Here is a 25,256-nt window from a genome sequence, read left to right as displayed (position 1 = left end):
GTAAGAACACTTAAATATTCTTACCCTATTTTTTAATATGTCATGAGTGTTAGAAATGGTACTTCACGTCCATTTTGCATAATTTTTTCACGACCATGCAAATCTGTTAGCTCAATAATAAAGGCAACCCCTGCAACAATGCCACCTAATTTTTCAATGATTTCGCGAGTAGCGTTAATTGTGCCACCCGTTGCTAGCAAATCATCAACGATTAGGACACGTTGTCCTGGTTTAATCGCATCTTGATGAATTTCCAAAACATTTTCACCACCATATTCTAAAGAATACGCTGCACTCACGGCTGCTCGTGGTAATTTACCACCTTTACGCGCTGGCACAAAGCCGATATTTAAAGCATAAGCTAGTGGTGAACCAACAATGAAGCCACGCGATTCAGGCCCAGCAATTAAGTCGACGTTTAAATCTTTTGCAAAATCAGCAATGGCATCTACTGCTTGCTTATAGGCAACGCCATCCCCCATCAACGGTGAAATATCTCGAAAATTAACACCTGGTTCTGGAAAATTTTCAACGGTTGCTACATAATTATACAAATCTACTGTCATTTTTTCTCTCTGAGTATGTGTTAATGAACTGTTAAACACTCGTACGATACCTCTTTAGGCCATACTCATACTTTCTATTTTATCATTAACGGTTAGCCAAAAATTTAAGATAAGTGGTTGACATCGTTAATGCCTTTTGCGGCGCATTTGGGACTACTTTTACAAAACCACCGTCCACAACATGAACAAATCCAAGTTCGATAAATACTTGCACCATGATATTCAGGTCAGTTTTAGTAATTTGTAGCTGCTTTGCTATTTTATCCAAGTTTTGTGCAAAATTCAAGTCTTGATTAGCATAGATGAACTTGTAAACATCGGCAAAGAATTTTTTGTGAGTATTGTTATCCGTGACTTGTGGCATAGTCATATCAGCTAACAATAATTGCAATTTTTTTTGACCGCGAAAATAATTCATGCCTAACGTCGCCGCAAACGAAATATTTTGCGGATGGGCCACAACACTTGCCCATTCAGGATGATTAAAGCCAACAGCTTCAACATGATTAGCCAGTGTTAATTTAATATGCTGGTTTGTTGTGCCCATAGTTGCTGCTTTGGCAATCTTTGGTTCTTGCACACCAAAGACCGGTTGCGGGTTATCGGTTCCAAAGGGTTCTAAAAGTGTCAATGCATCATAAGACGCTGTGGTCATTGTTTCAGCACTTAACATCATATTAACATTTACTTCTTTTTCAGCAATGTTAAGTGGCTGAAGCTGTTTGATTTGATTTTGTAATGATGTCAAATGAGCTGGTGTAATTGCTAATCCAAGTGCACTAGCATGACCACCAAATGTGTCATAGAGATCGCGATATTGTCCCATTAAAGTGTACAAATCAAAATTGCCATACGATCGACCAGAACCTTTATAAACACCATCAACTTGGCTTAGAACAATGACTGGCTTGTGCATTAACTCAACCAACCGACTGGCAACGATACCCAAGATACCTTGATGCCAATTTTCGCCAGCAATAACCAAAACTTGATCGTCGTGGTACTTATCTGATAATGCAATTTGCTTAGCGGCGCCAAACACTTCTTCAACAATTTCTTGTCGTTGTGCGTTAATGGCTTCGACTTGGGTGGCCAAATTAACAGCTGTGTCGTCATCTTGTGATACTAATAAATCTAAGGCAAGTTTTGCGTCGCCTAACCGACCGACCGCATTCAAGCGTGGTGCAATTTTAAAAGATACTGTTTCCGAATTAATTGGCTGATCTGCTACCTGGCCAGCATTTTTTAACAAAGCAGTAATGCCTGGACGTGGGCTATCACTGATTTGTTTTAACCCCCAAGAAACAAGTGTACGATTTTCATCGGTTAGCGATACCATATCGGCAATTTCACCCAATGCCACTAAGTCTAATAACTCTGTTGGTAACTCACTTTTTTCTGTCACTGGCTGCGCATCAGTCAACAACGCTTGCGCCAGTTTGAAAGCAACACCAACGCCAGATAAGTCAGCAAATGGATAATGTCCGTCAGGATGTCTTGGATGTACAATTGCGTAAGCTTCCGGCAATGTTGGGGCTAATTCATGATGATCTGTTATGATAACATCGACACCGGCACGCATTGCCATAGCAACAGCCTCATGACCACTTACACCGTTATCAACTGTCACAATTACCTGAGCACCCTCTGCAATTAAACGTTGATATGCTGCAACATTAGGTCCGTAACCATCAGTAAAACGATTTGGAATGTAGGCCGTTACATCAGCACCTAATACTTCTAAAGCTTCAACCATGACAGCCGTGCTCGTGACACCATCTAAGTCATAATCACCATAAACAACAATTTTTTCGCCACCAAAAGCTGCTTCTGTTAAGCGTTCAAATGCTTTATCCATGTCATGTAGCAACATGGGATCATGTAACTGCGTAATGGTCGGCTGCAGATAACCAAAGGCAGCCTCTGGCGTCGTATAGCCTTTTTGCGCAACAATCGTAGCCGTTAATTGATTAATATTTAATTGTGACGTAAGTTGTCTAACCGCCTTTTCTGGTGGTTGTGGCATCAAGCGCCAATTACTCTGACTCATCGTAACCTTCTTTATACTTTGTGTGGGTCTGAAACCGACACCTCTTTTTTGAGTGGCACATCTATCACATCTAGGTCTCTTGCAACAATCGTATTTGGGAAAACATGGCGCACATCTGAAACCAAATTTTTAAGCAATGGACCAATATATCGAGCTGATAGATGCGTTAATACCAACTGATTGGCCTGTGCTCGACGTGCATTATTAGCTGCGTTAATACTCGTCGAATGGGCATGTGCCCGAGCCATTTTTGCTTCATCTTCACCGGCACCATATGTACTTTCATGAACTAAGACATCTGCGTGTCGCGCTAGAAGCTCGATATTATCATTTGGGCGGGTGTCTAATATAAATGTGACAACACGTCCCCTTTGTGCTGGACCAACATAATCATGACCATCTAAAATACGACCATCAGGTAAACTAACACGTTTTCCTGCCTTCAGTTGTCCAAATATCGGACCAGATGGTATGTTTTCTGCACGTAATTTATTGACCAAAAGTTCACCAGGATGATCTTTTTCTTCGATTCTAAACCCCCAGCTTTCAATGCGATGTTTCATTTTAGCCGCAATGACACGAAATGTTTTATCATCAAAAACAACACCTGCCGTTAATTCGACAAAAACCAACGGATAAGATAGACGTGTTTCAGAGACACGGAGGGCTGTTTGCACAAACTCTTTCACACCTTTTGGACCGTAGATGGTTAATGGTTCATTTTTATCTGCACCCTGAAATGAACGCGAACTCAAGAACCCCGGCAACCCAAAAATATGGTCTCCGTGCAAATGAGAAATAAAGATTTTTTCAACTTTGCGCGGACGCAAGGTGGTTTTTAAAATTTGATGTTGCGTGGCTTCACCAACATCAAATAACCAGACTGCGTTACGCTCATCTAATAAACGCAAAGCAATACTGGTAACATTTCTAAATTTTGATGGTTGCCCAGAACCTGTACCTAAAAATTCAAGTTGCATTTTTATTGTGACAGCTTGACCCGGTAAATGACCGGATAATCAAACTTATTCTCCTAATCAATTAGACGATCACAGACCATCCATAACTTATCCATTTTACCATATCTCGCCAATTTTTAACGTCACAATCAGAATACAAAATAAAAAACAGCCTTTGGCTGTCGATTACTTGCCCCATTTATCCGCTTGAAATGCAGCGCGTTGTCTCATCGCTAGCGCCTCTCGGTTCGGATCTTTTTTATAGAAATCTTGGTGGTATTCTTCCGCCTCATAAAAAGGTTTTGCTGACTCAATTGTTGTCACAATTGGCTCATCAAAGCGACCTGAGGCTGCCAAAGCTGCCTTGGACTTTTCAGCGATCTGGCGTTGTTGTTCGTCAGCAACATAAATCACTGGTCGATAATTATCACCACGGTCTTGAAATTGTCCCATGGCATCGGTTGGATCTGTTTGTTCCCAATAAATCGAGACCAGTTCTTCATAACTCATGATTGCTGGATCAAACCAAATTTTTACGGCCTCAGTATGACCAGTGGTATGCGACAAAACATCTTCATATGTTGGATTTTCAGTATGACCACCGGTATATCCAGAGCGCACTTTTTCAATGCCTGGTAATGAATCAAATGGCTGGACCATGCACCAGAAACATCCGCCCGCAAAAATTGCTGTTTCAATATTATCTGTCATATTCATTACTTCCTTGTAGATGATAAAAAAGAGAAAAATTATTTTCTCTTCATGATACTATAATCGAAATCAAATTTCAAAGTTTTCTTGCTGTTTTGCTAATTTAACACGTTCAATATCTTCCTTGGCATGAATTAACCGTGTCACTAAGGCATTGAAAGGTGTCGGAATGCCAGATTGGTGTCCTATCTTGGCAAAGTAACCATTCAAGAAATCAATTTCAGTATGTTTACCATTTTGAATATCTTGGTACATTGACGGAAAATGGTTACCTGCATTTTCTGGTTTAAGTAACTGACTCAAGTCCGTCATAATACCACTAACGTCAACTTTAATGCCTTGTGACGCACCAACTTGCTTCATCTCATCTAGAATATTCAACGCTAGATCCATGGCATTGCCAGCTGTGCCAAATTCAGCAATATTTGCATTTAACAACACGGATAAAGGATTGAGCACCGCGTTGATACCTGCCTTATGCCAAATTGCTGTCATCACATCTGGGGTAATTTCGGCGTTTAAGCCAGCCTGATTCAAAGCATCCGCTATACTTTGGACATCAGCATCGCCAATTGCTTGTAATTTAATAGAGCCACTACCAGTAACATGTATTTCACCTGGCTTTATTAGTGACGATGTCCATAATGTGACGCCAGCCAAAATTTGATGGCGCGACACGTGCTTTGCCATCACTTCAATATTACCCAAACCGTTTGATAATACCAATAATTTTGTAGTATCCGTTATAATAGGCTGAATATCTGTTAACATGCGGTCTAGTTGTGGTGTTTTAGTGAGTAAAATAATTAAATCAAATGTGCCTGTCACTTCACTTGCCGGCATAACTGGTACAAAATACTTTTGTGGTGCATCATTATCTTTAACGACTGTTAAACCTTTTGTATTAATAGCAGCAATATGTGCCGGCCAACCATCAATCCCGGTAACCTCATGGCCACCAGCCTGGAGCATGACACCTAATCGTGCACCAAGTGCACCAAATCCTGCAATAGCTATTTTCATATTATTATTCACACGACTACCTTGTGTGCCTCCGTTTACTATAAGTATCAATTGTATAAAATGCATTACCTTGATTTTACCATACTGTAAATCAGAAGAGATAGTCGTCATGCGTCACCGTAATGTGTAACTATTGTCGCTCCTAACACCTCGTATCCTAAATTGCTTATTTTGATGACACCTTATTGCTGTTCTTTTGGCCGTAATAGGCACCCTTACCATGCTTCCTAAAATAATGGCGATCGAGAAGATACTGTGGCACATGTAAGTCTTGCGAAGGGTTGAGCTGCATCGTGTGATAATCCATTTCTGCCACAACATCAAGTACGATAGCATTATGAACAGCATCTTGTGCATCTACACCCCAAGTAAAGGGTCCATGATCGTTTGTCAAAACACCTGGTAATGCCATTGGATCAATTTTTTCGCGGTCAAAAACACGCGCAATTGAGTAGCCTGTATTTAATTCATAATCACCGCCGACTTCTTCTTTCGTCAATCTATCTGCTACAGGCACATCACCATAAAAAGTATCAGCATGGGTTGTGCCTGCTGCAGGAATGGGTATCCCTGCCTGTGCAAAAGCAACTGCCCACTTAGAATGCGTATGCACAATGCCACCTAATTGTTGCCAATGCCGATATAGGAAAGCATGCGTCGGTGTATCACTCGATGGGTTCATTTCTCCTTCGACAACTTCACCTGCCAAATTAACAACGACCATGTCCTCTGGCCGTAATGCATCATAATCCACGCCACTTGGTTTAATGACAAACAACCCTTTTTCTCTGTCAATTTGAGACACATTGCCCCAAGTTAATGTCACTAAATTATTCTGCGGTAATGCCATATTTGCTTCATATACTTGCTGCTTTAATACTTCTAACATCTGCTTACTCCTTTATTTGATTACTAGGCAATGCTTTAATGGCGGTTAACTCAATTTGTAGGCCATCAATATAACGTGTCATAAATTCTTCAAATCCTGCAACATCACGTGGTTCTGGCGCGAGTGTTTGTGCTTTAGTTTCAGCGAATATGTTTTTTGCTAAATAATCATCTAGTGTCTGACCGCCTAATTTATTGGCTGCATAAAGTGCCAAAATAGCCATTCCCCACGGCCCACCTTCACCAGCATTGGCCATCACAGTAATGTTTGTGTTGAGTGCTGCTGCTAACAATTTTTGAGCCACAATTGGTGTTTTAAACACACCGCCTTGAGCCACAATATTATCGGTTAGTACGTTTTCATCTGCTAAAATCCGCATGCCAATTTTAATCGCACCGAATGCACTAAAGATATGTAAACGCATAAGATTGCCAATCGTAAAATGTGAGTCTGGTTGTCTGACTAATAATGGTCGTCCTTCCGGTACTGCAGTAATGTTTTCACCGGAATAGTAGCCATAACCAGTTAAACCACCAGCATCAGCATCAGCATCATTCAAAGCAGCATTGAACAGGGTTTGATACAAGGCCGCGTTTGATAAATTCTGACCAATCATCCCTGCAAATTCCGCAAACAGTTTGGACCAAGCATTTAAATCAGAGGCAGAATTATTGGCGTGAACCATGGCAACAGGTAAGCCAGTTGGCGTAGTGACGATATCGATATTACTATAAACATGCTTTAAACTTTTTTCTAAAACAATCATTGAAAAAATAGATGTTCCCACTGAAATGTTACCTGTTCGTACTTGCGTACTATTGGTCGCTACCATACCCGTCCCGGCATCGCCTTCTGGTGGTGCCACGATGACACCTGCCATTAAATCGCCTGTTGGGTCTAACTTTTTAGCACCTGCTGCTGTTAAATGACACGCCATATCACCAGCATGTCGCGGTTCTGGTAATATATCTTGTATCTGCCACTGATATTGTTGGACCGCTTTCAAATGAGAAAATTGATCAATCATATTTTGATTATAATTACCAGTGTCTGCATCGATAGGAAACATCCCTGAGGCATCGCCAACACCTAAAACTTTTTCACCGGTTAATTGCCAATGAACATATCCTGCAAGTGTTGTGAAATAACTAATATTTTTAACATGCGTCTCCTGATTTAAGATAGCTTGATACAAATGTGCAATGCTCCATCGTTGTGGCACGTTAAAGCCAAATAACTTGGTCAATTCGCGTGATGCCCGACCAGTTGTCGCATTGCGCCATGTACGAAATGGAACTAGTAGTGTGTCTTGATTATCGAATGCTAAGTAGCCGTGCATCATAGCTGAAAAACCCATTGTTTTGATTTTTTTAAGTTTCAAGCCATATTTTGATTCAACTTGTGCTTTCAGTTGTCGATAGGCACTCTGTAAACCTAGCCAAACATCATCCAGGCTATACGTCCAGAGACCATTTTGAAAATTGTTTGTCCAATCATAACTGCCTGAAGCAATCGTTAGTCCGCTGTTAGTAGTCAATACTGCTTTAATTGTTGTCGATCCAAATTCCACGCCTAATGCCACCTGTCCGGTTGCAATGGCTTTTTCTTGTATTTGTTGTGCTGTCATGCTGTTATTCTCCTAAACTTTTTCATTTGAAAACGCTAACCAGATAGTCTTTATCTGATTAGCGCATTATTTTGTTTCAGATAAACACATGTTTTTTTAATGGTTTGTACCTTGTGCTTCAATTTCTTCTAATGTTCTACCATGCGTTTCTGGTACCGCAAATTTAATGAACAATACCGCAATAATTGAGATGACACCAAAGATAGCAAAGACGGATGCCTGAGGCATCATTGCCGTCATGATTGGGAATAACAAACCAACCGCAAATGAACCAAGCCAATTAAACGAAGAAGCTAGGCCACTTGCTCGGCCACGAATAGCTAAGGGAAAGACTTCGCCAACCAATACCCAAGTTAATGGTGCCCAAGTGAAAGAGTAGAAAGCCACAAATATTGATAAGAAAACAACAATCAGCATTGGTGGTAAATGATGTTCGCCTACCAAAGCATTTAGTACTGCTGGCATAAGAAATGATAGCGCCATCACTGTACCACCAATCATCAACAAAGTCCGTCGCTTAAATTTATCAGCAATAACCATGTATAGAATAGCGCCTAGCACTAGAATCACACCTTGTACGATTGGCCATAATAATGCGCTAGATGCTGCTTGCCCACTTGCTTTTTCAACAATTAATGGAATGTAGTAGAAAATGGCATTAGCACCCATGAACTGCTGGAAAGCTGCAACACCAATACCAGCGGTTACAAGATAGCGATACTTACTCGAGAAAAGTGTCGCTAAGGTGACGTTTTTCTGTGCGCTCGATTCCATTGACACTGTTCTTTGTATCTCAACTAATTCAGGTTCAATTTCATTATCTCGCCTAATAAAGGTCAAAACATGTCTTGCTGCAGCTAAATCATTTATTTTTACTAAGAAACGTGGTGATTCTGGCAACTTCAACACGCCAAGAAAGAGAATTATTGCCGGCACAGCAGCCAACCCAAGCATTAAACGCCACGCCATCCCATGTGGCAATCCTTGCAGTAGGAAATCGACAATGTAAGATAGTAGCATCCCTGAGACAATCATTAATTGATTCAATCCAGATAACCGGCCTCTTGTTTTGGCTGGTGCCATTTCTGACATATAAGAAGGTACCAATGCGGAAGCGGCACCAACAGCTATACCTAGCAATACACGTGCGATTAACAACCAAGCAACACCGTTGTGAGGTGATAAGCCAGCCATAAGGGCACCAATCGCAAATACAAATGATGACGCTAAGATCATACGTCGACGCCCGAGCTTATCTGATAATTGTCCAGCTAAAGCACCACCAGCGATAGCACCTAGCATGAGAGCAGAAGTGATCCAACCAATGACACCAGCGTCTGTCAAATGCCAGTCTCGTTGTAAAAATGGTAACGCGCCTGTCATGACACCGATGTCATAGCCGAAGAGAATCCCACCAAATGCACCAAAGAAATAGATATACGTACTTGAAATTTTTTTTGTTGATTGATTTGTCATCATAGTCACCGTTACTGAATATTTACATACGTTAAACCAAACATGTTTGCCAAATCACGGAGTTGTTCTGAATCAACAGCAAAACTTAATGTGGTATGGTGGCCACCGCCAACTGTTAACCACCCCTCTGCGCCAGCTTTCAAACCAGCTTTTGGCGTCCATAGTTGCTTTGCTACTGGCAAATATGGCGTTTCTGCCTCCGGCTTATTTCCTGTAACATCATAACTAATTAATTTAAATTCATCGCCATAGTCAGCTAATGTGATATCAACTGCATCTCCGGCTCTACCCGTGAATACCAATCTTGCTGGGTCTGCTTTGCCACCAATATCTAGCGGATGTACTTCAATACGTGGCTTGTCGGAAGCAATTGTCGGATCAACCTCCAACATGTGTGAACCAAGGATTGCTTCGTGACCTTTACGCAAATCCAATGTGTAATCTTCCATAAATGCTGTTGCTTGATTATGTCCAACAATCTTAAGTAGTCGTGTCAACGCTGCCGTCTTCCAGTCCCCTTCTCCGGCAAAACCGTAGCCATCAGCCATCAATAATTGCACTGCTAAGCCTGGTAATTGCTCTAGGCCGACAAGATCTTCAAAGTTTGTTGTAAAGCCTGAATAGCCCTTTTCATCCATAAATTGCTTAATGGCCAAGTATTCACGCAGCTGATATTTTACATGATGTTCATATTTTGCCGCGTCATTGTCACCTCTGACAAAGTCATATTTATCCTGTAACGCTGTATAAAGGTCATCAATTGTATGACTATCTATTGCATCAACATAAGCGACTAAATCGCCAACCCCCCAATAATCAACAGTCCAGCCCAGTTTAATTTGGGCTTCAATTTTGTCACCGTCAGTCACAGCAACATTACGCATCTTATCTGCGAATGTAACAATTTTAATTTTAAAACTCTCATTGTATGCCACAGCCACTGACATCCACTTGCCAATTTGTTCTTGGATTGCTGGGTCACTCCAGTGGCCAAAAATAATTTTATTGTTCAACCGAAGTCGTGCATTAATGAATGCATATTCACGATCACCATGTGCAGATTGATTGAGATTCATATAATCAAAGTCAATTGTATCGTAAGGGATTTTATCTAACATTTGGGTGGCTAAATGTAGTAATGGCTTGTTAAGTAGTTGCGTCCCTCTAATCCAATTCTTGGCAGGTGAAAAAGTGTGTGCCCAAGTGATAATACCGGCGACAGAATCATCGTAATTAGCTGCTTTCATTGTCTCAGTAATATTTTCAGCAGTGACACCAACTGTTTTAAATTCAACTGGATAAGGTAATTTTCCAGAATCATTCAACGCGGCAACCAGTTTCTTTGAATCTGCGGCGACTTGTTCCAGTACTTCTGGTCCGTATAAAAATTGTGAGCCAGTGACAAACCAAAACTTGTATTCTTTAACATTTGACATTTCGAAAATCCTCTCTTATTCTTGCGTGGTTTCAATAATTATTTTCATCAAAACACCATTTATCTAGAATTTAGCAATTAATGAAAACGCTTACAGTGTTACTATAAGATATTTGTCCGTATAAGTCAAACATATATATTTTCATCTGATAAATAAATAGATAAAAAATAAAGCTTAATGCGCAGAAAGGCACCAAACTTTATTTTTTTATGAGCTTGGTAGATTGTAAAATTAAACCGAACACTTGAATAAAAAAGCCGCAGCGCCTTTAATGGTAATTGCCTAAAACAACCATAAAGGAACTGCGACTCATGACTAGTTTATCATCTCAAGAACGCACTGTCATTCAAACTTTACTCGAATTGAATTATTCTATTCGTGCCATTGCGCGCTTTATTAAACGCTCTCCTTCAACCGTTTCGATTGAAATTCATCAAGTTACACCCTATAAAGCTGAGATTGCTCATGCGTTGGCATTGAAAAAACGTCATCTACGTGGTCGTCATGACACGCTAACACCAGCTATCGCTGTCTTTTTGAATCACCACATTGGTATATTGAAGGGGTCACCAGAAACCGCTGCGCATGTTTTAGGGTTACCTTTCAAAACGATTTATAATTGGCTCAATGCTGGTCGACTCAAACTATCATTGGCTGATTTACCTGACAAAGGTATCCGTCAAAAGCGTCAATCTGATGGTAGACGACAAGTATTTGTGCATGGTCGTTCGATTGAAACGAGACCTGAAAGTGTGAAAGCACGACAAACCTTTGGACATTTTGAAGTTGACACCATGCAATCGGGTAAAAGACGTGGTGATGTGCTGGTGACAATTACTGAAAGACTAAGCCGGCAACATATCGTGAGACAGGTCACTGGGCGCAATAGTCAGGCAGTGACACCAGTCTTAATTCATTTTTTTCAAGGGATCAAAAATGCCAAGTCAATCACTGTTGATCGTGGGCGAGAATTTGCAAAATATAACGAAATCGAACAAAAACTAGGCATTCCAGTCTATTTTGCGCACCCATATTCACCAGAAGAACGTGGGAGTAATGAGATATTAAATCGATACGTCCGTCGTTTTATACCGAAAGAACGCAAAATTGAAACAGTTAGCGCCAAAGAATTAGATCAAATTAATCATTGGATCAATGCGAGACCAATGAAAACACTCAACTGGCAATCACCACGAAAGGTTTTTCAGCAGTTTGCAGTGTTCGGTTAATTCTTGCAATCTACCGCTTATATTTATTTTTTTAACATAATACACAGTTATTTACAATTAATCATCGTGAACACTTAAGTCTTTGACAGAATCACGTTCAATTAATTCTGGGCGGTAGATAATTGAGGCAACCTTGTGATGATTAATTTTTTGAATCAACAGCTTTGCTGCATCTTGTCCCATTTTCTGTTTTTCGTGGGTCATCGTTGTTAACCGCGGTGATAAATACTGTGACAATTGGAAATCATCAAATCCCATCACAGAAATATCTTCAGGCACACGTAAGCCTAAATCATGAATCATTGCAATGATACGAATAGCCAATTGATCATTGTACGCAATAATTGCGGTTGGTCTTTTTGTCGGTGATTGCACAACAAGTTCATTAATTTGATGTAATGCTTGGGTAACATCATCAGATTTATACATCATCGGCATACAGTCAGTTAACAATGCCGAGTGTGCTTGATAGGCTTTCATATAACCATCTAATCGATTGACACCTTGCTGATCATCAACTTGAAATACACCAACAATGCGATGATGGCCCTTACTAATCAGATAGTTGGTCGCCCGATAAATCGCCTCACTATCATCACTGATGACAGAAACATCGGCAACATTTTGATAGCCAGCATTGATAAAAACAATTGGTATCGCCATTTTCTGTAATTTTTGATATAAATCAATATTTGGGGTTGGTATCGCGCTCTGAGTCGGTTCAACGATTAAGCCCGCCAGATTTTGACTCATTAAATTAATTAGCGCAGTACGTTCCCTAGCAGGTTGATTATGAGTATTGGCCAAACTGAGTGAAAAACCACTATCACTAATGACTTGATCAGCACCATCAATAATTGCAGGGAAAATATAAGAAGCAACATGAGTTGACAAAATGCCGATAACTCTGGGCATTTTATCCGGGGTTCTCTGTGTTTGCCAATCAGTCACAAAGGATCCACCACCCTGTATACGGTATACATAATTTTCATTCTCTAAATCAGATATAGCGCGTCGAATTGTGTAGCGACTGACAGAAAACGTTGCCATCATTTCACTTTCAGTCGGCAATTTTTGGTCTTTTTGCAACTCACCCGTGACGATTTGATCTAATATATTTTTTTTTACAGTTTCATATTTACTTGGCATAGCCTACTTAACGAACAAACTCTAAAAATGCTGCCCCGCATTGACGAGAACACATCACCTGATAATTTTGCTCCACTCCCTTTTATTGTGTTGCCGTGTGCAAAGCATGTACACTTAAACTCTCTCAATAATATCACACTTCAAATTTGTACTGCTATTTTTAACATTTTAGTGCTATTTAAGTGCAGCCACCAGGCAATCAAATCATTAAAAAAGCGCCAATTTATCGGGCGCTTTCTAGTGATTTTTCGCTGTTCAACTCAATTAAAGTGTTGCCATTTATAATCTAATAAACTTCTTGCAACAAACAACCCTAGCGGCAAAAATAATATAATCAAAATTGCCTTGTTTAACCATAGTAGCCCTGTCGCCAATTGATTAAAGCCAATATAGTAGATTGCTTTATAAATGTACAAGCCAGGTACCATGATAACAATTGCTGGCACAGTTAAGGTAATTCGCGGGTAACCCTTATAATGATTGACAATTGAAGCTAAGACACCCGCCATTAATGCCCCAATAAAGGCTGCCCAACTTGGCTGTACGTGATACAAACTAATCAGGCTTAACCGCGTTGTATTGGCTACAGCACCAATCAAACTAGCAGTGATTGCAATGTTAATTGGACTATTGAACATCACTGAAAAACCAAATACGCCACCAAAACTAGCTATAAGCTGTAAAATAATAATCTGATTTGTCGTTAGTGGCAATACCACAAAATCGGCGGGATAGAATTTCGCTGAAGCGGCAATCACCCAACCCACAAGTGCACTCACCACTGTAATCATCGTTGCGTAGCTCAAACGTTCAATCCCAGAACGCATGTCTAACTTAGAAATATCAAGCATACTAGTGATAAAAGGAAAACCAGGTATCACAAACAACATCGCACCAATATAACCAGATTCATGTGATAACGGTAAATCAATAAATATACGCATGAGATGAAACGTTCCAACATACGCTAAACCAGCAACTGCTACCGCAATTCCCAAACTTATCAGCGTGGAGTAATGGTTTCTGGTCATCAAACTTTTAACCAAATTACCAACACCAGCGCCAATGAAACTACCAATCATTTCGGGGATGCCACCACCAAGTAAAAAAATAAAACATGAACAAGCCAATGCAGCAGCCAAGCCATTGATGACGGGGTTATAATTAGCTGTCTTTTTGTTGATTGTTTCTAATTGATCGTGAACGCCAGCAACCGTTAGTGTTTCTAATTGTTGCCCAAAACGCTTAACAAATTTATCTATTGTACTTAATTTATCAGTATTGACACCTGTTCCCGATAAAACATAAGTTTGCGAGTAGGACTCTCGAGCGCTATCAAAGCAACTCAAGTTAATACTAGTAAAACCAACATCGGCAACGCAGATAATGCCAAGATTGGTTGCAATACTGTTCATAGCTTCTCTGACACGCCAAGCACCAGTACCACAAGAAAGTAAAATCAGGCCAACACGTCCAACAACAAGCGCTTTTTCATTTAATGCGGCATCCTTAATTAGCCTATTTTTGCTGGTATCATCTAGTAGCAAATGCCAATCCAATAACATATTATTTGGTCTGTTTAGTAACATACGACTCATGATCAACCCAATCTCCTTAGCCTATATTACTTTCATTGTATCACGCAACAAAACCCTAAATCACAAAATAACCGTCACAAAAATACTTATTTTACAGTGTCTTTACTCTGCTCATAAGCTTCAATAGCACGTAATCTCGCCTGCTTATGTGTCACCATAGGTTTTGGATAATCTTTATCCAATGTGACTTGAAATTCTTTTTGTTCTAAATCGGTTAACAACTGTGGCTCGTGAATTTTATCATTGGTAATTTGTGATAGTTCTGGCACAAACTGTTTAATAAATTGTCCATCTGGATCAAATTTTTGTGATTGTCGTGTTGGGTTAAAGATTCGGAAATACGGCACGCTATCTGTCCCGGTCGAGGCTGCCCATTGCCAACCACCAATGTTGCTGGCAGGTTCATAATCAAGTAATTGATCATGGAAATATTGCTCACCCCAACGCCAATCAATCAGTAGATCTTTCGTCAAAAATGATGCAACAATCATGCGTAACCGATTATGCATCCAGCCCGTTTGGTTAAGTTGTCGCATAGCTGCATCAACAATTGGAAAACCAGTCTGCCCTGTTTGCCATAACAAAAAATCATTATGGTTATTTCGCCAAGCAATTTTCTGAAATTCAGGTCGTAATGACTGTGTGTTTTGCTGCGGATTCATAGCATAAATCATATTATAATAATCACGCCATGCTAGTTCCTTAATGAAGGTCTGCTGCCCTTCACTCTCTGGCTCATTGATGACAGCTTGATAAATCGTTCTAATCGCTATTTCCCCTGTCCTCAGGTAACGAGATAAGTGACTCGTTGCATCCAAAAATGGCAAATCGCGTTGCGTATCATACTCAGCCAGATGTGACTGAATAAAATCTTTCAAAGTTTGTAGCGCTTTTGCCTCACCAACTTGTCCAACTAATTGTTTGTCATGTTTTTCGTTAATTAAGCTTGTTAATAAGCCCTCTTGGTGCAAATGTAGTGGTTCAATATTGGCCATTTGTTTTTCTTGCAGGCTAGTCACACTCACTTTAACTGGCGTTGGTTTTGGTAAGGTTATCCAGCGCTTAAAGTAAGGTGTGAATATTTGATAACCTGCGCCATCTGCTTTTTTTATTTCATTGGCACTGTGCAAATTATAATCAATGTAGGCATGCGTTTTGAGGCCTAAGGTCGCCTGACAATGATGTGCAACTTGTTGATCACGTTGCCTGCCATAGCCACGCTCATCAAAGTTAAAATACAAATCAGAAATTTCTGGCAAAGCTGCTGTTAATTTTTCAAATTGTGATTCTGGTGTCCCTTTTAAAATCAGTAAATGAATATTTTCTTTTTCTAAATTAGCTTGGAATGCTTTAGCACTCGCAAAGAAAGCACTTTGATTCAATGATGCCGTAGTTTCAATTTGTTCTGGATCAACGATGAATACTAATAATACGCTGTCACTGTTCTCCGTTGCCGCAGCAAGCGCTAAATTATCTTGGATTCTAAAATCGCGACGGATCCAAACTATACTCACTTTGTTCAATTGTCTCTCCTCACTTGTTTAATACTTGTAATTCGATGACCTGATTGGCCACCAGTTGTTGATTAATGCTTTCAAAAAATGTACCACGCTGTGATTTTTGACGTTCCTTTTGGTTAACATCCCCGAGCAAATAAACACGTAAATGCTGATTAACTTGATGTTTCACCAAAAGATTAGCGTGTTTGACGGAAAGGCGTTGCGCGTCATCAATAAAAATCACATCAAAATGGGCTAAACGATTATTTTTAATTTTCTTGAAAAATTGTCGTTCAGGTAAAATTTGCCAACCATAGATTCTCCTCAAATAACTTTGTCCACTATTCAATGACCCGATTTGAACAATTAACACACGGTACGATGTCTGTAATAGTTTTACCGTGTCATATAGCATCAAGTTTTTCCCAGTACTAGAAGCAATATTCATGGCAAATATACCTGAATGTTTAACCGCCAATATATTTGATTGAATCAGCTGCTGGTGATGCGGTAAATGATATTGCCCACTTAAAAATGTGGTTAACTGCGCTAAAGGCGAGACTAAATATTGATCTGGGTTAAACGCTTGGTCAATACTTGGCAATGTTATAGGCTGACAAGCAATGATATCTTGATAAAACTTTGTGCTTGACAATGCTTCTTTGTCGGTGGTTGACACACTCTCTAATGTGTCATCGTCTTGCAACGTATACACCCGATTGGCATCAGAATTGTAGGTATACAGGGATAGATTATCTGACATATTCATCAGGTAATATTTATGATTAACCAGTTGTTTTCTGACTTTTTCAACAGCGTAATGGGCATCGCTTTTTAATTCTACGTTGATGATTTGATTATTAGCACCAAATAACAGTAGGTCAAATTCCTTACTCAGCTTGGGCACACTGTAGCCAACATAGACCGCTTTGAATGCCGACGTTTCAACTGGTAACAAATGAACTAATTTTTCGATACCCACTAACTCTTGTTGCCTAATTGTTGTATTTCCTAGATTAGCTAAATACTGTCGCGCATCAGCGTTACTGTGATTTAATTGTGAGACGAGTGCTTGCAAATTTGCCGGTTTTAGCATATTTTTCCTTTATCTAGACCCCATGTCACATTAGCAGATGTTAGTTAATAGTATATCATGTTAAGCTGGACGCTTTTGAGAACATTTATCACACGCCTAACCAGAAAAACTGGTATAATCGTCGTGAAATTACAAGGATTAAAGGAGTTAGTTATGTCCACACAGGCGAAAAAAGATCTCGCTTTCGCTCTAAAAACACTTGTTCAAACAACAGCACTCGATAAAATTACAATTGACGCATTGGCTACAAAAGCACAAGTTAATCGTAATACATTTTATTATCATTTTAGTGATATTTATGATCTTTTACGCTGGACGTTAGAACAAGATATTATTTCACAAGTGCAAGATCACCTTACCGCTAAAAATTGGGCAGCAAAGTATGCAATTGCTTTAAATTACATCTTGGCAAACAAAGCCCTTTGCCTGGAAGCATTACACTCACACCAACGTGACTTACTGGAAACTTTTCTATTTGAACTCGGCGCGCAAATGGTGCAGTCTGTCGTAGTTACCATCGATGACGATGTTACACCATTACTCGCACAAGATTTAGTTGATTTTTACGGTAGCGCCATTGCATCGCAAATTATTAAATGGCTACTGACTGATTGCGACACACCAAAAGATATATTAGTCTCCCGCGCAACAGCTATTCTGGATGGCACCATTGAATTCATCATTAATAAAAATAAACACACAAGCAACTAGGCAAATAAGCTATTTCGTCCAAAGACATTTATTACTGATAAGATTATAATAATCATTAGAAAGACCTACTAATTGAAAGGTGGATATTTTTATGAAAAAGTACGTTGTCGTTTTAGGTTTAGCTTGTGTTTCTCTGCTAGTCTATGGTGGTTATACCGCTAAAAAATTATCACTATTTAAAGGTGACGATTTGGATAGCTATAAGAAATTTGAGAGCTAAACGATAATATTGTCCTGTAAAAAATATCAGATTGGAGATTGATTATGCGTAAAAATAAAGCTGTAATGATTGGTGCCGGTATAGCCAATATGGCGGCGGCTGTCTACTTAATTCAAGAAGGCCACTGGTCTGGAGAAAATATTACCTTTTATGCGCTAGATCAACATGGTTCAAATGATGGGGATACCACTGATTCAGTCGTCGACGACTATTGGAATAAAAATCATCCATTATCTAATACCAAAGGTTATCTTGCTCGTGGTGGTCGTATGTTAAATTACCGTACTTACGTTGACCTCATGGATCTACTGGATCGTATTCCTTCGATGACCGAACCTAATATGACTGCGGCAGAGGACACACGCGATTTTGATGCCAAGCACCCGACATTTGATAAAGCACGTTTGTTGCAACCTGGTCAGGGCATTTTGAATGCTAGCAAATTAGGCTTTAATCAGGCAGACCGTAAATTATTAACACAATTAATTCTCATGCCTGATGACGAAGAAACAAAACTAGATAACGTCACTATTGCAGATTATTTTGCCGATGATTCGCACTTCTTTGAAACAAACTTTTGGTTCATGTGGGAAACGACATTTGCCTTTCGTACACGTAGCTCAGCACAAGAATTACGGCGTTATATGCACCAAATGATTTATGAATTTACACAAATTGAACACTTAATTGGTGTTAACCGAACACGTTATAATCAATATGAAAGCATTATGCTGCCACTAATCAATTACCTGAAAGCTAACGGTTGCCAAATTATTCTTAATCGACGTGTCACTGCGTTTGAATTTAAAGATACGACAATGACCGATGAAATTACTGTCACGGGTCTACAGATGGTGAACACGGCAACGAATCAAAAAGAACATGTCGCTATTGATGACGATACTGCTGTCATTTTCACCAATGGTTCTATTACTGATTCAGCAACTCTTGGTGACTATGACACACCGGCACCAGAAAATATGGATTACGGTGCAGCTTCAAGCTTATGGCGCCAAGCTACTGAGCATTTCTATAATCTGGGTAACCCTGATAAATTCTTTGCTAACCGTGATGCAAGTGAATGGGTTAGCTTTACTTTGACAACTAAAGACCATCTGCTATTAAATGAAATTACGCGTATCACAACGCAATTACCTGGTAATGCGCTGAATTCATTCTTATCTACCACCCCCATCACACCACTAGATCAGATTGACGTTGACATGTCAATTGTTGTTCATCACCAACCCCACTTCACTAGTCAAAAACCTAATGAAACAGTTCTTTGGGGTTACTTCTTATACCCAAGACGCAACAGCCCATTATTTGGTAAGCCTTATATTGAATTGACCGGTAAGGAAATGTTACTCGAGCTGATTGCACACCTCTCAGCAGTTGATTCCGGCCCTGTCAATATCAAGGAGAAAGAAGATGATATATTAGCAAGTGTCATCAATAACATTCCAGTATACATGCCTTATGCCTCAGCTTTGTTCAATAATCGAGCTAAAATTGACCGCCCAGAAGTGATTCCCGAGCATGCAACTAATTTGGCTTTTACCGGTGAATTTGTGGAACAACCTTACCAAATGATTTTTACCGAACAAAGTGCTGTTCGTTCCGGTGAAATTGCTGCCTATCATTTTGCTGGTATCCCGATGTCTCACTTAGTTGACACACCAAGATATGATCGTGACATAAAAACATTGCTACGCGCAACTAAAAAATTATTTGCCTGAGCAATAGAATAAAAAAGCGACCAATTTTTCGTTGGTCGCTTTTTTAATGGTTCATTTTATGCTTTCTAAAAACATACTTAATGCGTTACGCCAAGTTGGTATTTCAAAGCCAGTGGCTTTTGCTTTGTCTAAGCTCATGACTGACTTTTTTGGCCGGTACGCTTTTTGGGGAAACTCTGCACTGGTAACCGGTGAAACTGTCACTGCATGATCTTTCAATATTTCACGCGCAAAATCAAACCATGTGGCAACATCATCATTGGACAAATGATAGATGCCATAGTTTGCTTGATTATCAATAAGATATAACATAAATTCAGCCAGTGTCCGTGTCCAAGTTGGTCGTCCCAATTGGTCGTTAACAACGGTCAGTCGTGGATGGCTTTTGGCCAGACGTTGCATGGTATAAACAAAATTATTACCAAACTCACCAAATACCCAACTGGTCCGTACAATATAGGCATCAGCACCACTCTCAGTGACTGCCAATTCGCCAGCTAACTTGGCACGTCCGTAAGCATTTTGTGGGTTAACAGCATCTGTTTCTTGGTATGCTGTTTCACTTGTCCCCGCAAAAACATAATCTGTTGACACAGCAACCAATTTCGCCTGATAGTGATGTGCCGCATCGGCAACATTCTTGGTGCCATTAACATTGACTTGCCAGTTCACTGTTCGGCCATCATCTTCAGCAAGGTCAACTTTTGTGTAAGCTGCAGCGTGATATACCACATCAGGTTGTACACGCGCAAAAGCTTCAAATACAGCTTCTCTATCAGTAATATCTAACTGCTTAGAATCAAAAGCAACAAAATCTATATCACGTTCATTGCATAACTTTTGTAGTTCTTGTCCTAATTGCCCATTGGCTCCGGTAATCAAGTACGTCATATTATCTTTCTCCTCCTAGACAAAAAACTCACAAGATGTGAGTTTTGCAGTATCGTTTATTGATTATTTTTAGCATACTTGGCTTCAACTTCAGCCTTTTCTGCTTGCCACCAGTCTTGATTGTCAGTATACCATTGAATTGTATGTGCTAATCCACTAGCAAAATCAGTATACTTAGGCTGCCAACCGAGCTCTTCATGCATCTTTGTAGCATCAATAGCGTAACGCAAATCGTGACCAGAACGATCTTGTACAAAATCAAAATCATCTTCTGGTTTGCCCATGTCTTTGAGAATGGCACGCAACACTGTGATATTGTCCTTCTCACCATCAGCGCCAACAAGATATGTTTCACCAATCTTACCTTTGGTTAAGATAGCCCATACGGCTGTAGCATGATCGTATGTGTGAATCCAGTCACGGACATTTTTACCATTACCATATAGTTTTGGCTTAATGCCACTTAAAATACTAGTTACCTGACGAGGAATGAACTTTTCAATGTGTTGGTATGGCCCATAGTTATTAGAGGTATTAGAAATTGTTGCTTGGACCCCAAATGAACGTACCCAAGCACGGACAAGCAAATCAGACCCTGCCTTTGTTGATGAATAAGGACTTGATGGCCGGTATGGTGATTCTGGGGTGAACTTTTCGCCAACACCTTCACCATGCCCTGGTAAGTCTTCACGAAGCGGTAAATCACCATAAACTTCATCAGTGGATACATGATGGAAGCGCTTGTTGTACTTACGAACTGCTTCAAGTAATGTATAGGTGCCAATGATATTCGTCTGTACGAATGGTGATGGATCTTGCAATGAGTTATCATTATGAGATTCGGCAGCATAATGAATGACAGCATCAGTCTCAGAAACAAGTTGATCAACAAGTGGTGCGTCGGCAATATCACCAACAACGAGCTTAACACGGTCTTCTGGTAATCCAGCTAAATTCGCACGATTCCCAGCATAAGTCAACTTATCAAGCACAGTCACAAAGATGTCAGGATGTTCTTCAACAATATAGCGTACAAAATTCGCACCAATAAATCCGGCACCACCGGTTACCAAAATATTCTTATAGTCAGTCATGATTTCTCCTAGATAGGTTCTAATGTGTTGCTTATTATTACATTATACGTTAGAACAACAAATTTTACTACAATTATAATTTTTCTGCAGTTAATGGCATCACATCTTTCAGCATAGAATGATTTTTGTCAGCTTCGCTTACTTCAGCATTGTCGACATCATCCCATGCAATCCCTAAAGTAGGATCTGCATAGTTTACAAAGGCATATTTTGGCTTGAGATCTAATGCCCAATAGTCGTTCACTAGATATGAATATGAAACCGTCTCGCTTAATACTTGAAAGCCATTCGCAACACCACGTGGAACGAAAATACCCTTACTGGCATCAATCACTGTCTGGTAGACGTGACCAAATGACTCGCCCTCACGCAAGTCAACCCATGCCCCAAGTACCTTACCATTATCGGCTACAGAGATGTATTTATCCCATGGTTCAGCGTGCAAGCCACGTAAAACCCCTTGTCTTGATAACGAGACATTATTTTGTAGCTTATCCGCCGCAAAAAAATCTATTGGGAAACCTAACGGTACCATTTTTTCTTTTTGGAAATTTTCTTTGAACCAACCACGGTTGTCCCCGTGAACTGGAATATCAAATTCAATCATACCAGGAATATCAGTAATTTTCCTTGCCGCAAGTTCTTTTTCAAAAAATTGATCTGTCATTTTTGTGCCCTTTATTCTAATTATGATTCTTCAGCAACAACTCGAAGCAAATATTGCCCGTAATCGTTTTTCTTTAATGGTTGTGCAAGTTTTTCTAATTGTGATAAACCAATGTAGCCCATCCGATAAGCAATTTCTTCTAACGACGCAACCTTAAGATTTTGTTGTTTTTGGATTGTCGCAATAAATGATGATGCTTCCAATAATGAATCATGTGTCCCTGTATCTAACCACGCAAAACCGCGTCCCATGACTTGAACCTCAAGATCACCACGTTCTAAGTATGCTTGGTTAATATCCGAAATTTCAATTTCGCCACGCTCAGAGGGCTTCACATTTGCTGCAATATGAACAACATCGTTATCATAGAAGTACAAACCGGTTATGGCATAATTGGATTTTGGTTGTGCTGGTTTTTCTACAATGGCGATTGCTTTACCACTACTATCAAATTCTACCACACCAAAACGTTCTGGGTCAGCAACTTGGTACCCAAATACTGTCGCGCCAATTTTCTTCTGTGTTGCTTCCTGCAATTTTTCAGATAACCCAGCACCATAGAAAATGTTATCCCCTAATATTAACGCTACTGAATCCGAACCAATAAAGTCGGCACCAACAATGAATGCATCAGCTAAACCTCTCGGTTCTTCTTGAACAGCGTAAGTGATATTCAAACCAAGCGCATGTCCATCACCAAATAAGGCTTCAAACTGTTCAAGATATTCTGGCGTCGAAATCAACAGAATATCTTGAATACCAGCTAACATCAAAACAGACAATGGATAATAAATCATTGGCTTATCATAAATTGGCACCAACTGCTTACTTGTTGCCTTGGTGATTGGATAAAGTCTCGTGCCGGAACCTCCGGCTAGGATAATGCCTTTCATTTCTTCTCTCCTTATATATGCTGACGCATTTTACATCAAAGAATGGTGTCCATTAACTTAGTTCGAACCAAGCGTCTTTGCTTTCTTTAGAAAGTCAACTGGAATTGCACATATTCGTCCATGGATTGACAGATTTTTCACTGTCTCGCCATTGATGCATTGTATGTTCTGCACCACTGATTTCTCGCCTGAAAACAATTCTGTCTCTAAGTTCGATAATTCCTCATCGTTCATACCATACTTAATTCCCAGAACCATCCATCGCGATTCTTGGCGAACTTCGCTAATACTTTGTGAATCCATACGCTCATTGATTATTTTTCTCAAACCAGCAATTATCGTTTCTCTCTCTTGTTCATTTTTCTGAAGCTTAATAATCTCTATCACAGTTGTATATGAGCTATTAAATAGTCGACCAATATACATTGCCTTGAGCTTAGATTGCTGTGCCAAAGGCCAATTAGGAGACGCCTCAATAATATTGAATACCTCTGATAAGATGTTGAGATATTTCCAAGGTTCATTGTAGGTATAACTTGAACTCTTGCCGAGATTACCAAAGTCTTCTCGTTGGTTCCAATAATAGTAATCTTTATCTGCTAAGATGGAAATCTTTCTCGAAACAGAATAGGCTTTCATATTGAAAACTTGATCTTCTTCGACTGGAATATAACTACTGTCAGGGAATCTAACATCATATTGATTTAACATCGCCCGTCGATACATCTTATGGGGTGCTAACGTGCTGAGAATATGATCCGTGATGATGCTCGCGTCTTTGATGTTCATGCCGTTTTTAAAGGGAATCTGCGTACCGTTGTACATTTTGCCTTCGGCGTATTTGCCAATAATGACATCAGAATCATCGCCAGCAAATTCAACAAAAGTCAACAAGGTGTCATCCGCCAAATTGTCATCTTGATCCATAAGCATGATAAATGTCCCATGTGCTTTTGCTATCCCATGATTTCTTGGAATGCTTGGATAACCATGATTCTGCTCTTCGACAACTATTCGCAAATGCTTAATTTTAGACTCATATTCCTGAATAATATCTAATGGCTTGGTACTCTTATCATCAACAATAATTACTTCAAAATCATCTTGGTTCATCGTCTGTCTGACCAGAGAGTCGAGCGCTTTTCTGATATAATTTCCAGCATTGTAGTGTGCTATAACAACTGATACTTTAAATTCATCTTGATTCATTCTCAGTCTCTCCCAAATCCTAACATAGTACAATTAAAATGCATATCCTGCCTGATAGAATATTTTTTTCTCGTACAAAAACATGGAGATTCATATCAAAAAATATTCTTTAATAATGACATAACCTTATTTCTACATAAAATTAGGAATTCGAACATTTTAATATTGCTCGTATACTGAAAATCCGGACTGCTTTATTTCTAGGGCATAATCCGAGATAATCAAGTATAGGAGTTTTTTATTATGAAAGCTAAGAGATACGCAACTGAATTTAAATCATCAATTGTTGCCTTGTACAACGAGGGTCGTTCTGCTAATTCGCTGGCCAATGAATATCATTTGGCTGTACAAACGGTTACGGGTTGGGTCAAAAAAGCCCAAATCGTTGGGACTGACATGAATGGCAACCAAGTGACTCGTGCCAAATTTAATGCAATGCAGAAAGAAATCGCGCGACTCAAGGAAGAAAACGAAATTTTAAAAATTGCGGCCGTTTTGCTGGGCGAACATCGCAAGTAAAACGT

At 39.7% G+C, this 25,256-nt stretch carries 23 protein-coding genes; 5 read left to right on the top strand and 18 right to left on the bottom strand.

Annotated elements, in window-relative coordinates; genetic code table 11:
- Window positions 1–32: 32 nt before the first annotated feature.
- From FAZ25_RS05935 to araA, 9 genes are all read right to left on the bottom strand, one after another.
- Entirely contained in the window at window positions 33–566 is a 534-nt protein-coding gene (locus FAZ25_RS05935; RefSeq protein ID WP_004903276.1) for an adenine phosphoribosyltransferase, read from the bottom strand.
- Window positions 567–651: 85 nt separating this feature from the next.
- Window positions 652–2,616, bottom strand: coding sequence for a single-stranded-DNA-specific exonuclease RecJ (gene recJ / locus FAZ25_RS05930; RefSeq protein ID WP_100666063.1), 1,965 nt, complete (start codon window positions 2,614–2,616; stop codon window positions 652–654).
- A gap of 11 nt (window positions 2,617–2,627) precedes the next feature.
- A complete protein-coding gene (gene rnz, locus FAZ25_RS05925; RefSeq protein ID WP_192269222.1) occupies window positions 2,628–3,596 on the bottom strand; it encodes a ribonuclease Z in 969 nt (322 codons plus the stop codon).
- A gap of 165 nt (window positions 3,597–3,761) precedes the next feature.
- On the bottom strand, window positions 3,762–4,286 hold the full coding sequence (gene msrA, locus FAZ25_RS05920) for a peptide-methionine (S)-S-oxide reductase MsrA (RefSeq protein WP_004903281.1): 525 nt from the start codon (window positions 4,284–4,286) through the stop codon (window positions 3,762–3,764).
- A gap of 69 nt (window positions 4,287–4,355) precedes the next feature.
- A complete protein-coding gene (locus FAZ25_RS05915) occupies window positions 4,356–5,309 on the bottom strand; it encodes a ketopantoate reductase family protein (protein WP_036058586.1) in 954 nt (317 codons plus the stop codon).
- A gap of 166 nt (window positions 5,310–5,475) precedes the next feature.
- A complete protein-coding gene (locus tag FAZ25_RS05910) occupies window positions 5,476–6,198 on the bottom strand; it encodes an L-ribulose-5-phosphate 4-epimerase (RefSeq protein WP_192269219.1) in 723 nt (240 codons plus the stop codon).
- Between the two features lie 4 nt (window positions 6,199–6,202).
- Window positions 6,203–7,825, bottom strand: a complete 1,623-nt coding sequence (locus FAZ25_RS05905) for a xylulokinase (protein ID WP_192269216.1) — start codon at window positions 7,823–7,825, stop codon at window positions 6,203–6,205.
- A 96-nt stretch (window positions 7,826–7,921) separates the two neighbouring features.
- Window positions 7,922–9,301, bottom strand: coding sequence for a sugar porter family MFS transporter (locus FAZ25_RS05900; protein WP_192269822.1), 1,380 nt, complete (start codon window positions 9,299–9,301; stop codon window positions 7,922–7,924).
- An 11-nt stretch (window positions 9,302–9,312) separates the two neighbouring features.
- A complete protein-coding gene (gene araA, locus FAZ25_RS05895) occupies window positions 9,313–10,737 on the bottom strand; it encodes an L-arabinose isomerase (RefSeq protein ID WP_192269213.1) in 1,425 nt (474 codons plus the stop codon).
- Between the two features lie 311 nt (window positions 10,738–11,048).
- Between araA and FAZ25_RS05890 the strand changes: the two genes are divergently transcribed.
- The gene (locus tag FAZ25_RS05890; protein ID WP_192269210.1) at window positions 11,049–11,966 is read left to right on the top strand and encodes an IS30 family transposase; all 918 of its coding nucleotides are present in this window, start codon (window positions 11,049–11,051) and stop codon (window positions 11,964–11,966) included.
- A gap of 57 nt (window positions 11,967–12,023) precedes the next feature.
- Here the strand turns inward: FAZ25_RS05890 and FAZ25_RS05885 are convergent, their stop codons facing one another.
- From FAZ25_RS05885 to FAZ25_RS05870, 4 genes are all read right to left on the bottom strand, one after another.
- Complete coding sequence (locus FAZ25_RS05885; protein WP_192269207.1) at window positions 12,024–13,115, bottom strand: GntR family transcriptional regulator; 1,092 nt, start codon at window positions 13,113–13,115, stop codon at window positions 12,024–12,026.
- A gap of 260 nt (window positions 13,116–13,375) precedes the next feature.
- Window positions 13,376–14,713 carry a threonine/serine exporter ThrE family protein gene (locus tag FAZ25_RS05880; RefSeq protein ID WP_192269204.1) on the bottom strand — a complete coding sequence of 446 codons (1,338 nt, stop codon included), beginning with the start codon at window positions 14,711–14,713 and terminating at the stop codon, window positions 13,376–13,378.
- Between the two features lie 86 nt (window positions 14,714–14,799).
- On the bottom strand, window positions 14,800–16,236 hold the full coding sequence (locus tag FAZ25_RS05875) for a deoxyribodipyrimidine photo-lyase (protein ID WP_192269201.1): 1,437 nt from the start codon (window positions 16,234–16,236) through the stop codon (window positions 14,800–14,802).
- Between the two features lie 10 nt (window positions 16,237–16,246).
- Entirely contained in the window at window positions 16,247–17,308 is a 1,062-nt protein-coding gene (locus FAZ25_RS05870) for an aspartate aminotransferase (protein WP_192269198.1), read from the bottom strand.
- Between the two features lie 153 nt (window positions 17,309–17,461).
- On the opposite strand from FAZ25_RS05870, the gene FAZ25_RS05865 reads away from it, so the two are divergent.
- From FAZ25_RS05865 to FAZ25_RS05860, 3 genes are all read left to right on the top strand, one after another.
- Window positions 17,462–18,019: a TetR/AcrR family transcriptional regulator C-terminal domain-containing protein gene (locus FAZ25_RS05865; RefSeq protein ID WP_192269196.1), complete on the top strand. Its 558-nt coding sequence runs from the start codon at window positions 17,462–17,464 to the stop codon at window positions 18,017–18,019.
- Between the two features lie 91 nt (window positions 18,020–18,110).
- Entirely contained in the window at window positions 18,111–18,239 is a 129-nt protein-coding gene (locus FAZ25_RS09670; RefSeq protein WP_004903304.1) for a hypothetical protein, read from the top strand.
- A 44-nt stretch (window positions 18,240–18,283) separates the two neighbouring features.
- Window positions 18,284–19,978: an oleate hydratase gene (locus tag FAZ25_RS05860; protein ID WP_192269194.1), complete on the top strand. Its 1,695-nt coding sequence runs from the start codon at window positions 18,284–18,286 to the stop codon at window positions 19,976–19,978.
- A 51-nt stretch (window positions 19,979–20,029) separates the two neighbouring features.
- Here FAZ25_RS05860 and rfbD read toward each other — a convergent pair whose 3' ends face one another.
- From rfbD to FAZ25_RS05835, 5 genes are all read right to left on the bottom strand, one after another.
- Window positions 20,030–20,869 carry a dTDP-4-dehydrorhamnose reductase gene (gene rfbD / locus FAZ25_RS05855; protein ID WP_192269192.1) on the bottom strand — a complete coding sequence of 280 codons (840 nt, stop codon included), beginning with the start codon at window positions 20,867–20,869 and terminating at the stop codon, window positions 20,030–20,032.
- 56 nt (window positions 20,870–20,925) lie between these two features.
- Entirely contained in the window at window positions 20,926–21,963 is a 1,038-nt protein-coding gene (rfbB, locus tag FAZ25_RS05850; protein ID WP_004903312.1) for a dTDP-glucose 4,6-dehydratase, read from the bottom strand.
- Window positions 21,964–22,036: 73 nt separating this feature from the next.
- On the bottom strand, window positions 22,037–22,630 hold the full coding sequence (locus FAZ25_RS05845) for a dTDP-4-dehydrorhamnose 3,5-epimerase family protein (protein ID WP_192269191.1): 594 nt from the start codon (window positions 22,628–22,630) through the stop codon (window positions 22,037–22,039).
- Window positions 22,631–22,650: 20 nt separating this feature from the next.
- Window positions 22,651–23,523 (bottom strand): glucose-1-phosphate thymidylyltransferase RfbA, encoded by an 873-nt coding sequence (gene rfbA / locus FAZ25_RS05840; RefSeq protein WP_192269189.1) that lies wholly within the window; start codon window positions 23,521–23,523, stop codon window positions 22,651–22,653.
- Window positions 23,524–23,580: 57 nt separating this feature from the next.
- Window positions 23,581–24,732, bottom strand: coding sequence for a glycosyltransferase family 2 protein (locus tag FAZ25_RS05835; RefSeq protein WP_192269187.1), 1,152 nt, complete (start codon window positions 24,730–24,732; stop codon window positions 23,581–23,583).
- Between the two features lie 243 nt (window positions 24,733–24,975).
- Here FAZ25_RS05835 and FAZ25_RS05830 point away from each other — a divergent pair, with 243 nt between their 5' ends.
- Window positions 24,976–25,251, top strand: coding sequence for a transposase (locus FAZ25_RS05830; protein WP_012304996.1), 276 nt, complete (start codon window positions 24,976–24,978; stop codon window positions 25,249–25,251).
- The last annotated feature ends 5 nt before the right edge of the window (window positions 25,252–25,256 follow it).

This window comes from Leuconostoc sp. LN180020, assembly GCF_014844115.1.
Taxonomy (GTDB): Bacteria; Bacillota; Bacilli; order Lactobacillales; family Lactobacillaceae; genus Leuconostoc; species Leuconostoc citreum.
Note: the sequence above shows the minus strand (reverse complement) of the source record. Positions and strands in the feature narration are given on the sequence as shown.

What these genes read in the sequence shown, in the direction of transcription:
- FAZ25_RS05935 (WP_004903276.1), bottom strand. Translation starts at nt 566, where the DNA reads ATGACAGTAGATTTGTATAATTATGTAGCAACCGTTGAAAATTTTCCA.
- recJ (WP_100666063.1), bottom strand. Translation starts at nt 2,616, where the DNA reads ATGAGTCAGAGTAATTGGCGCTTGATGCCACAACCACCAGAAAAGGCG.
- rnz (WP_192269222.1), bottom strand. Translation starts at nt 3,596, where the DNA reads ATGCAACTTGAATTTTTAGGTACAGGTTCTGGGCAACCATCAAAATTT.
- msrA (WP_004903281.1), bottom strand. Translation starts at nt 4,286, where the DNA reads ATGACAGATAATATTGAAACAGCAATTTTTGCGGGCGGATGTTTCTGG.
- FAZ25_RS05915 (WP_036058586.1), bottom strand. Translation starts at nt 5,309, where the DNA reads ATGAAAATAGCTATTGCAGGATTTGGTGCACTTGGTGCACGATTAGGT.
- FAZ25_RS05910 (WP_192269219.1), bottom strand. Translation starts at nt 6,198, where the DNA reads ATGTTAGAAGTATTAAAGCAGCAAGTATATGAAGCAAATATGGCATTA.
- FAZ25_RS05905 (WP_192269216.1), bottom strand. Translation starts at nt 7,825, where the DNA reads ATGACAGCACAACAAATACAAGAAAAAGCCATTGCAACCGGACAGGTG.
- FAZ25_RS05900 (WP_192269822.1), bottom strand. Translation starts at nt 9,301, where the DNA reads ATGACAAATCAATCAACAAAAAAAATTTCAAGTACGTATATCTATTTC.
- araA (WP_192269213.1), bottom strand. Translation starts at nt 10,737, where the DNA reads ATGTCAAATGTTAAAGAATACAAGTTTTGGTTTGTCACTGGCTCACAA.
- FAZ25_RS05890 (WP_192269210.1), top strand. Translation starts at nt 11,049, where the DNA reads ATGACTAGTTTATCATCTCAAGAACGCACTGTCATTCAAACTTTACTC.
- FAZ25_RS05885 (WP_192269207.1), bottom strand. Translation starts at nt 13,115, where the DNA reads ATGCCAAGTAAATATGAAACTGTAAAAAAAAATATATTAGATCAAATC.
- FAZ25_RS05880 (WP_192269204.1), bottom strand. Translation starts at nt 14,713, where the DNA reads ATGAGTCGTATGTTACTAAACAGACCAAATAATATGTTATTGGATTGG.
- FAZ25_RS05870 (WP_192269198.1), bottom strand. Translation starts at nt 17,308, where the DNA reads ATGCTAAAACCGGCAAATTTGCAAGCACTCGTCTCACAATTAAATCAC.
- FAZ25_RS05865 (WP_192269196.1), top strand. Translation starts at nt 17,462, where the DNA reads ATGTCCACACAGGCGAAAAAAGATCTCGCTTTCGCTCTAAAAACACTT.
- FAZ25_RS09670 (WP_004903304.1), top strand. Translation starts at nt 18,111, where the DNA reads ATGAAAAAGTACGTTGTCGTTTTAGGTTTAGCTTGTGTTTCTCTGCTA.
- FAZ25_RS05860 (WP_192269194.1), top strand. Translation starts at nt 18,284, where the DNA reads ATGCGTAAAAATAAAGCTGTAATGATTGGTGCCGGTATAGCCAATATG.
- rfbD (WP_192269192.1), bottom strand. Translation starts at nt 20,869, where the DNA reads ATGACGTACTTGATTACCGGAGCCAATGGGCAATTAGGACAAGAACTA.
- rfbB (WP_004903312.1), bottom strand. Translation starts at nt 21,963, where the DNA reads ATGACTGACTATAAGAATATTTTGGTAACCGGTGGTGCCGGATTTATT.
- FAZ25_RS05845 (WP_192269191.1), bottom strand. Translation starts at nt 22,630, where the DNA reads ATGACAGATCAATTTTTTGAAAAAGAACTTGCGGCAAGGAAAATTACT.
- rfbA (WP_192269189.1), bottom strand. Translation starts at nt 23,523, where the DNA reads ATGAAAGGCATTATCCTAGCCGGAGGTTCCGGCACGAGACTTTATCCA.
- FAZ25_RS05835 (WP_192269187.1), bottom strand. Translation starts at nt 24,732, where the DNA reads ATGAATCAAGATGAATTTAAAGTATCAGTTGTTATAGCACACTACAAT.
- FAZ25_RS05830 (WP_012304996.1), top strand. Translation starts at nt 24,976, where the DNA reads ATGAAAGCTAAGAGATACGCAACTGAATTTAAATCATCAATTGTTGCC.